Source organism: Streptomyces milbemycinicus, from assembly GCF_002154605.1.
Classification (GTDB): Bacteria; Actinomycetota; Actinomycetes; order Streptomycetales; family Streptomycetaceae; genus Streptomyces; species Streptomyces milbemycinicus.
Genome location: NZ_MUNE01000543.1, coordinates 1 through 8,525 on the forward strand (window position 1 = coordinate 1; position 8,525 = coordinate 8,525).

Annotated in this window: 7 protein-coding genes and 1 pseudogene; 2 read left to right on the plus strand and 6 right to left on the minus strand. The window is 73.9% G+C overall.

Features of this window, described 5'->3' with window-relative positions; all coding sequences use genetic code 11:
* A partial coding sequence (locus CCN51_RS37270) for a methyltransferase domain-containing protein (RefSeq protein ID WP_143675998.1) occupies positions 1-181 on the minus strand: 181 nt, incomplete at its 3' end.
* On the minus strand, positions 151-1,449 hold the full coding sequence (locus CCN51_RS37275; protein ID WP_086860605.1) for a glycosyltransferase family 4 protein: 1,299 nt from the start codon (positions 1,447-1,449) through the stop codon (positions 151-153). The genes CCN51_RS37275 and CCN51_RS37270, both read right to left, overlap by 31 nt.
* A gap of 311 nt (positions 1,450-1,760) precedes the next feature.
* Between CCN51_RS37275 and CCN51_RS37280 the strand changes: the two genes are divergently transcribed.
* Positions 1,761-2,405, plus strand: a complete 645-nt coding sequence (locus tag CCN51_RS37280) for a TetR family transcriptional regulator (RefSeq protein WP_014180169.1) — start codon at positions 1,761-1,763, stop codon at positions 2,403-2,405.
* A 58-nt stretch (positions 2,406-2,463) separates the two neighbouring features.
* Positions 2,464-3,087, plus strand: a pseudogene (locus tag CCN51_RS37285) (response regulator transcription factor); the annotation flags it as partial.
* Here CCN51_RS37285 and CCN51_RS59715 read toward each other — a convergent pair.
* The 4 genes from CCN51_RS59715 to CCN51_RS37305 all read right to left on the minus strand — a co-directional run.
* Positions 3,013-5,076 (minus strand): ATP-binding cassette domain-containing protein, encoded by a 2,064-nt coding sequence (locus CCN51_RS59715; protein ID WP_405384346.1) that lies wholly within the window; start codon positions 5,074-5,076, stop codon positions 3,013-3,015. The pseudogene CCN51_RS37285 and the gene CCN51_RS59715 sit on opposite strands and share 75 nt — an antisense overlap.
* Positions 5,012-6,931, minus strand: a complete 1,920-nt coding sequence (locus CCN51_RS37295) for an ABC transporter ATP-binding protein (protein WP_014180166.1) — start codon at positions 6,929-6,931, stop codon at positions 5,012-5,014. Before CCN51_RS37295 ends, CCN51_RS59715 begins: the two co-directional genes overlap by 65 nt.
* Before the next feature lie 173 nt (positions 6,932-7,104).
* On the minus strand, positions 7,105-7,239 hold the full coding sequence (locus tag CCN51_RS37300; protein ID WP_014180165.1) for a SapB/AmfS family lanthipeptide: 135 nt from the start codon (positions 7,237-7,239) through the stop codon (positions 7,105-7,107).
* An 89-nt stretch (positions 7,240-7,328) separates the two neighbouring features.
* A partial coding sequence (locus tag CCN51_RS37305) for a lanthionine synthetase LanC family protein (protein WP_170061352.1) occupies positions 7,329-8,525 on the minus strand: 1,197 nt, incomplete at its 5' end.

Consider the following 8,525-nt stretch of genomic DNA (forward strand, 5'->3'; position numbering starts at 1 on the left):
CCTTCATGGCGGCGAACCATTTGGCGACCTCCCGTATCTCCTCGCCGTTGCGGTCGAGGGCGACGACCTGCGCGCCGCGCCGGTAACACTCGAAGGCGTGCCGGCCGGCGCCGCAGCCCAGGTCGAGGACGCGATCGGCACGGTGGAGCGCTACCGCGAGGCCATTGCGGCCCGCTCCCAGGTGAAGTGCGTCAGGACCCGCTCACGGCCCGCCGCGCCCAGCTTGCGGCGCAGCTCCGCGTCGTCCAGGAGCCGGTTCAGCGCGGCGGCGAGCGCGCCCGCGTCGCCGGGCGGCACCGCGAGGCAGGTCTCACCGTCGGGCCCGGCGACCTCGGGGATGGCGCCGCCGGTGGTGGCGACCAGCGGGGTGCCGGTGGCCATGGCCTCGGCGGCGGGCAGCGAGAACCCCTCGTACAGCGAGGGCACACAGGCGATCTGCGCGCCGCGCACCAGGTCGACGAGTTCGGCGTCGCTGATGCCCTTGACGAAGTCGACGGCGCCTTCGAGCCCGTACCGGTCCATGGCCTCGGCCACCGGGCCGGTCTCGGGGCGTTTGCCGACGACGACCAGATGCGCGTCGGGGTTCTCGGTGCGCACCTTCGCCAGCGCCTCCACGAGGTGGACCAGGCCCTTGAGCGGTACGTCGGCGCTGGAGGTGGTGACGATCCGGCCGGGCACCTCGGGCACGGCGGGGTCCGGGGAGAACAGCCGGGTGTCCGCGCCTATGTGCACCACGTGCACCCGGCCCGGGCGCACCCCGAGGTCGTCGACGATCTCCCGGCGGGAGGAGCCGGAGACGGTGAGTACGGAGGGCAGCCGCCGGGCCACCCGCTTCTGCATCCGGGTGAAGCCGTACCAGCGGCGCACCGAGGCGCGGCGCTTCCAGTCGGGCGCGGCGTCCAGCTCCAGCTGCCGGTCGACGGTGATGGGGTGGTGGATGGTGGTGACCAGCGGGAAGCCGACGCGGTCCAGGTCCAGCAGGCCGTAGCCGAGGGTCTGGTTGTCGTGGACGACGTCGAACTCGCCGCGCCGGGCGGCCAGATGGCGGCGGGCGCGCAGGCTGAAGGTCAGCGGCTCGGGGAAGCCGCCGGTCCACATCGTGGCGACCTCCAGGCCGTCGATCCAGTCGCGGAACTCCTCGCGCCGGGGCGTACGGAAGGGGTCGGGCTGCCGGTAGAGGTCGAGGCTGGGCAGCTCGGTGAGGGTGACGCCCTCCTGGTCGTCGAGGACCGGGTACGGCTGGGAGCCGATGACCTCCACGGTGTGGCCGAGCCGGGCGAGTTCGCGGGAGAGGTGACGTACGTAGACACCCTGGCCCCCGCAGAATGGATTCCCCTTGTAGGTGAGCAGCGCGATCCGCAGCGGTCGGTCCGGATCCCTGTCGACGGTGGCTGGAGGCGGGTCGGGCAGCGGTTCGGTCCCGGTCTTCTGCGCGGCCTCAGCGGTCACTCGCGCCCCCTCCTAGGTGCAACTGAGCGGGAGCGTAACCGCTCGCGTTTATCTAGAACAAGTTTCACTATCGGATCGCCCGAGAAGTCCTGAAGATACCTGGTCAGGACATCGGCACCGCGGCCGGGACGGGTGATCCGCACCACTGCGGGTGCAGGTGGGGAGGTTCGGGCGGGGCGCGGCCGGCCGGCCCTGATACTCGCCAGTAGGGCCGCCACCTGTCTCAACTGCGCAAACGCCGGTGTGGCGGGCGAGCCACCGCGCTAATCTAGAACGAGTTTCAGTGGCTGTACCGCACCGAAGTGAGACAGATGACCGCAGAAGCCAAGCCGGCCTCCCTGCAGCTGACCGAGCGGCAGGAGGCGCGCCGTCGGCGAATCCTGCACGCCAGTGCCCGGCTGGCCAGCCGCGGCGGCTTCGACGCGGTGCAGATGCGCGAGGTCGCCGAGAACTCCGGCGTGGCGCTCGGCACCCTCTACCGCTACTTCCCCTCCAAGGTCCATCTGCTGGTGGCCACCATGCAGGACCAGCTGCAGCATATGCACGAGGCGCTGCGCAAACGCCCCCCGACCGAGGAGGAGCCGACCACCCGGGTCGCCCAGACCCTGATGCGCGCCTTCCGGGCGCTCCAGCGCGAACCCCATCTCGCGGATGCGATGGTCCGGGCGCTCACCTTCGCCGACCGCTCGGTCAGCCCGGAGGTGGACACCGTCTCCCGGCTCACCACCGCGATCATCCTCGACGCGATGGGACTGGACGGGCCGCCGACGCCCGAGCAGCTGTCCGCGGTGCGGGTCATCGAGCACACCTGGCACTCGGCGCTGATCACCTGGCTGTCGGGGCGCGCCTCCATCGCCCAGGTGAAGATCGACATCGAGACGGTCTGCCGGCTCATCGACCTGACCGCCCGGGACGGGGCGCGCGAGGGCGCAGACGGCGCACGCGAGGGCAGATAAGCATGAATGAGGCCTTTTGCGCGCCTGTGCGCCCCCCGTTGGCTCAATATGCGCGTTCATGACAGGGGTAACCCCGGTATTCATCAACGATGCCCGGAACCGGGCGAACCGTACGGGGTTGGAGGGACAGCACGTGATCCGGGTACTTCTGGTGCACGACTCTCGTTTGCTGCGATCCGGTTTGGCAGCACTGATCGAAGCCGAACCGGACATCGAGGTGACGACGACATCGTGGTGCGACGCGCGTAGTCGAGCCCGCGCCGTTCGACCGCACGTATGCGTGGTGGACACGGACTGTCCGGGCTCCGACGGGGCCACGAGAAAAGGGGAGTTAGCGAAGATATCCGAGGGGATATCCGGCGGGAGAACCGGCAAGGACGGCCGGTGCGAACTGCTGGTGCTGGCGGACGCGGAGCGGCCGGGGCCGCTACGGCGGGCCCACGAGGCGCGGGCGCTCGGCTACATCGACCGGAACGCCTCGCCCGACCGGCTGCTGGACGCCATCCGGAGCGTCGCGAACAAGGAGCGTTTCATCGACGACTCCCTGGGCTACGGCTTTCTCCAGGCGGCCCAAATGCCGCTGACCGCACGCGAGTTGAGCGTGCTCTCACTGGCCGCCGAAGGCGCCTCGATCGCCGAGATCGCCCGCAGCCTGCATCTGTCCAACGGGACCATACGCAACTACATGGCCGCCATCACCCGGAAGACCGGGGCGCGCAACCGGGTGGACGCCATCCGCATCTCGCGGGGCGAGGGCTGGGTCTGACGCCCCGGCGCCCAGCAGGTGCCCCGAGTCCCCCGGGCCTCCCCAGCTTCCCGCGAGGTCGCGGTAGAGCGGTGAGCGCTCCAGCAGCTCGGCATGGCGGCCGCAGACCGTCTGCCGGCCGTCCATGACCAGCACACGCTCGGCGCGGCGCGCCGAGCTCACGCGGTGGGCGATCACGATCAGGGTGGTGCCGGGCCGCCGCGCGAAGGCCCGCTCCGCGCGGGCCTCGGCGGCCGGGTCGAGATGGCAGGTCGCCTCGTCGAGCAGCACCACGGGGGCAGGCGAGAGATACGCGCGGGCGAGCGCGATCAGCTGGCGCTCCCCCGCGGACAGGGCGCCGGGGTCGACGTCGGCGTACGGCCCGCCGATCCGCGACAGCAGCACGTCGAGCCCCACGGCCTCGGCGGCAGCGGCGAGTTCGGCGTCCGTGCGGGCACCCGGGCCTGCTTGGGGGCACAGATAGCGGAGGTTGTCGGCGAGAGTGCCGGAGAACACGTACGCCTCCTGCGGAATCAGCACCCGCAGCGCGGCCGCCCGTACGGCGCCGGACCCCCGTACGGGCTCCCCACACACCCGGACCTCGCCCGACCGCGGCTCCAGCAGCCCCGCGATCAGCCCCGCCAGTGTGGACTTGCCGATCCCGCTCGGCCCGACCACGGCCAGATGACCGCCCGCCGGGACGTCGAGGCCCAGCCCCTCGACGACCGGGGCGGCCCGGTCGCCGTACGCGAAGGTGACGGCGCGCAACTCGACGGCGGGGGAGGTGGGGCGCGCCACCGTTCCGTCCGGAACCGCCGGCCCCGGAGCGAGCGCCGGGCCCGCCCCGCCCCCGTCCGGCGCCGTCCCGGCCAGCCGCCTGACCACCACCGCCAGCCGGGAGCCTCCCGTGCCGAGGGCCTGCATCAGGCTCTGGAGGGCGGGTAGCAGCGACTGCTGGAGGTAGGCCAGCGCGCCTACCAGCGCGCCCGTCGTGACTCCGCGCCCCAGCAGCCACGGGGCGGCCACCAGCAGCAGTACGACGGGCAGCCGCCCGCCGACCCCGATGGCGACCACCCGCACCACGCCCCACCGGGCGAGGGCGCGGGCCGCCCGATACTCGGTGTCGATCCGGCCCCCCGCGTCCGCCCCGACCGGCTCCTCCGCCCCCGCCGCCGTGATGTCCCGCAGCCCGGAGGCGACGGCGCCCAGCGTCTCCGCGATGTTCTCGTCCGCTTCGAGGAACGCCTCCTGACGGCGGGCCATCGGGCGCAGCGTCGCCAGGAACAGCGCCAGCCCGAGGACCAGCGGCGGCAGGACGACGAGCAGCAGGACCGGGGCGAGCGAGAAGAGGCCGACCAGGGCGCCGGCGGCGACGAATACGAACGAGCGGGAGACCATGACCAGACCGGCGAAGGTGTCCCGGGCGATCTCCACCTGGTGGGTGAGCCGGGAGACCGCCGTAGTGCCCCCGCCCGCACCTCCACCTTCCGTACGCCCGCCACCCGCACCGCCCACGGCGTGGGTCACCACCCGGCGTACGAGCGCGTCGCGCAGCGGCTCGACGAGGGCGGCCATCGCGCGGTAGACGCGGCCGGTGCCGTACGCGCCAAGGGCCACGGCCAGCGCGGCGAGCCCCAGCCAGGCAAGACCGATGCCCCGGTCCCCCGCCAGGAAGCCGTCGTCCAGCGCCCGGGCCAGCGCGTATCCGCTCAGGAAGGTCTGTCCGGATTCCAGCACCGACCACGCCGCGAGCCGCCACAGCACCCGGCGCCGCTCGCGCAGAAAGCGAATGCCCTCGGCATATGGCCCCGGTCTAGCCCCGCGCGCCCCAATCCGGCCGCCCTTTTTGTCCGGCGCGGATTCAGCCACCCTGAACTCCCCCGTCCGCTTGCGGCGCTTCGGATCTGTTCGGCTCGTCGAATGCATCCGGCACATCCAGCACATTCGGCCTCTCGGGGACATCCGGCCCGTCGGACACATCCGGCCCGTCGGGGACATCCGGCCCGTCGGGCACATCCGGCGCGGCGAACACCGCCCGATAGCCGTCCAGCGCCCAGAGTTCGGCGTGCCGCCCCGCCGCCCGTACCCGCCCGTCCTCCAGCCAGACCACCAGATCCGCGCGGGCCGCCGTCGCCGCGCGGTGGGCGACGATCACGCGGGTGCGGGGCCGGGCGCCCAGGAGGCGGCCGGCCAGGGCCCGGGTCACCCGCAGCTCGGTGACGGTGTCCAGGCTCGACGTGGCGTCGTCAAGGATCAGCACCCTGCCCTCATGGGCGAACGCCCTTGCCAGCCCCAGGCGTTGGGTCTCGCCACCGGACAGCGGGGCGTCCGCGACCGGTGTTTCGTACCCGTCCGGGAGCAGCCGTACGAAGTCGTCGGCGCAGGCCGCACGCGCCGCCTCGACGACCCGGCCGGGCGGGGACGGGGCCGGTCCCAGCGCGATGGTCCCGCCGATGGTGCCGCCGAGCAGCGCCGGGCGTTCGAAGGCGTAGCCGATCGCGCGGCGCAGCGCGTCGTGGGTGAGCTCGGGGAGCGGCACGCCGTCGAGCAGCACCTCGCCGCCGTCCGGGTCGGCGAGCCGCCCGGCGATCGCGGCCAGTGTCGACTTGCCGGACCCGGAGCGGCCGACCACGGCGAGGCAGCGCCCGCCCGGCACCACCAGGTCGACCCCGCACAGCACTTCGCGCCCGCCGCGCACCGCCCGGGCCCCGCGCAGCTCCAGCGTCCCGTCCCCCGGCGGCAGCGAGCGCGTGCCGTACGCGGTGGCGGGCTCGGCCAGGACGGGTGCGAAGCGACGGGCGGCGGTGCGGCTGCGCACCAGGCCGTTGAGGTGGCCGACCAGCATGCCGATGCCGGTGGCCAGCACCGCGTAACGGGCGGCGGCCAGCAGAGATCCGACGCTCAGCTCCCCCGCCGTCAGCCGCAGCCCGGCCACGGCTACCACGGCGATCTGCAGCAACGGCACGATCGCGGCGGCCCACGCGGCGGAGCGCCCCTGGACCCGCCACATGCGATGCCCCTGTCGGCTGAGCTCGGGCAGCGGCGCGAGCACCCGCGCCCGCTCCCTGCCGCCCGTCCCGGCCGCCGCGATGGTCCGCGCCCCGCCCAGCGCCTCCACCAGGCGGCCCGCGATCTCGCCCTGGCTGTGCTGGTAGCGGGCGACGCTGTCGGTGGTGTCCCGGACGAACGAGCGCAGCAGAACGGCGAGCAGCGGCAGCCCGAGGACGAAGGCGAGGGCGAGCCACGGGTCGATGAGCGCCAGCGCGACCAGCCCACCGACCGGGGTGATGACGGCGGCCAGCGCGGAGGCGAGCGCGGTCGGCGCGGTCCCGGCCTGCGCGGCGTTGCCCACGAGCCGGGTCACCAGATCCCCGGCGGCCGTCCGCCGCCCCGCGCGCGTCCCGGCGCTCAGCGTATGGCGCAGCAGGCGGCGGCGCAGCCAGGCGATCGAGCGGGCGTTGGCGGTGCCGGTGAGGAGGGAGTCCAGTGCGTCCAGCACCACGAGCAGACAGGTGAGCCCCGCACTGGCGAGCACCCAGCGCCGGGCCTCGGCGCCGTGGGGGTCGGCGAGCAGGACGTCGAGCGTACGGCCGAGCACGGCGGGGAGCGCGAGCCCGACGGCGGCGGACGCGGTGGTGAACCAGAAGACGGCGACGACCCGCCCCGCACTGTGCCGCAGCGCCCCCCGCAACAACCGCTCACCGGGGCGGCCGGCGGACCCGTCGGGGGTGGTCGTGGCGGGGTCTGCGGCAGTGGTGTCCGCCGGGATGGAAGAGGCCATGCGGGGCAGGTCCTCGTCTGCTCGCGAGTGGGGTGTCGTTCGGGCAGTCGCGAAGCGCCCCGCGCCGGTCCGGAAGCCCGGCGCGGGGCCGCGGGTAGCGGTGGGCCGATCCCCGCGGGGCGCGGTCCCGGCGGGTGATGCCGCCGGGACCGCGATGGTGCGGACCGGTCAGGTCACAGGCACAGGAGGTTGCTGTGCGAGCTGTGCTTGTCACAGAGCAGCAGGCTCACGCTGCTCTCGCCGCCGCCACCGCCACCGAAGTCCTCGGACTCCTCGGTCTCAAGCGTCTGGAGGTCGAGCAGTGTCATGGTCGTTCCTCTCTCTCAATATCCCTGGGGATGGGTTTTCTTACGATTCCTTGCGTTTTCTTGCTGCGACCCCCTTGCGGGGGCCGGTTCTAGGGCCGCCGGAGCGGCGGCAGGAAGGGCAGGCCGACCGGTTCGGCGTGCGGCGGCGCGCAGGCCGCGCCGAGCGCGAGCAGGCAGCCCGCGGTTCCGGTGGCCAGATCCATCGAAAGGCGCATCATCTGCTCGCCGGGGAAAGCGAGTTGGCCCTGGTACGGCACGGCGTACCAGCCCAGGCCCGCGATCTGCGCGGCGAGCCGTTCGGGCGCGAGGTCCGGGGTGGTGGTGCGGGCGAGGTGCAGGACCATCCCGGCGCGGCCGTTGAACAGCCCCGGCTGGGCGTAGTAGCGCAGCGACGCCGCGGCCGCGATGCCGCCGCGTACCGCCTCGAAGTCGTCGTCGGCGCGGTGCGCGAGCCAGCTGTCGAGGACCGTCCCGATCCCGACGCTTCCCGCGCCCAGGTACGGCATGGTGCGGAACCCCTCGTCGACGAGCAGGGTGCCGTGCCGGTCCCGGACACAGCGGTCCAGGTCCTGGCGGAGCGCGGTGGCGGCGAGGTCGAGCAGCGCCGGGTCGCCGGAGTGCTCGTACAGCCGCAGGAAGAGCAGCGCCGGGCCGGTCGCGCCGTGCAGCAGCCCGGCCCGCTTGCCGGTCAGCCGTGCCCCGGCTCCCCCGGCTGCCCCGGCCGCCCCGCCCAGCCGGTCGGCGAGCAGCCGCGCCGCTTCGTCGGCCCGCTCGCGCAGCCCCGTCTCGCCGGTCGCCCGGGCGAGGTGGTCAAGCGTCAGACCGACGCCCGCGAGGCCACCGTGCAGATCCGGCGCCAGGCGCTGCCACTTCTCGTCGAGGACCCGCTCGATGAGCTCCAGTGCCCGCTCAGTGTGGCCGAGCCGTTCCAGGACGTACGCCACGCCCGCGAGCCCGTCGTAGAAGCCGAGCGGGGTGCCGCGCGGGGGCGGGGCGGTGTGCTTGAGCAGCCACTCCTCCCCGGCCTCGAACCGCCCGGCGCCGGTCTGGTCGAGCACGTGGAGAACACCTGCCGCGCCATGCGCCACCCCGAGCCCACCGCCGTCGGCGAACTGGCCGATGTCGCCCGGGAAGAGCCGGTCGTCGCGCTCGGGCGTGGCCGAGGCGCGGATGGCGCGGGCCATCGAGTCACGGCTGCGGGGCCAGTCCGCGGGGTCCACTGGGACGTACGAGCCGCCGCGGCCCGTCGTCCCCGCGGTCGCCGCCGTCCCCGCGGTCGCCGCCGT

Coding starts and splice junctions, on each gene's coding strand:
- CCN51_RS37300 (WP_014180165.1), bottom strand. CDS start 7,239: ATGACACTGCTCGACCTCCAGACGCTTGAGACCGAGGAGTCCGAGGAC.
- CCN51_RS37295 (WP_014180166.1), bottom strand. CDS start 6,931: ATGGCCTCTTCCATCCCGGCGGACACCACTGCCGCAGACCCCGCCACG.
- CCN51_RS59715 (WP_405384346.1), bottom strand. CDS start 5,076: ATGCATTCGACGAGCCGAACAGATCCGAAGCGCCGCAAGCGGACGGGG.
- CCN51_RS37280 (WP_014180169.1), top strand. CDS start 1,761: ATGACCGCAGAAGCCAAGCCGGCCTCCCTGCAGCTGACCGAGCGGCAG.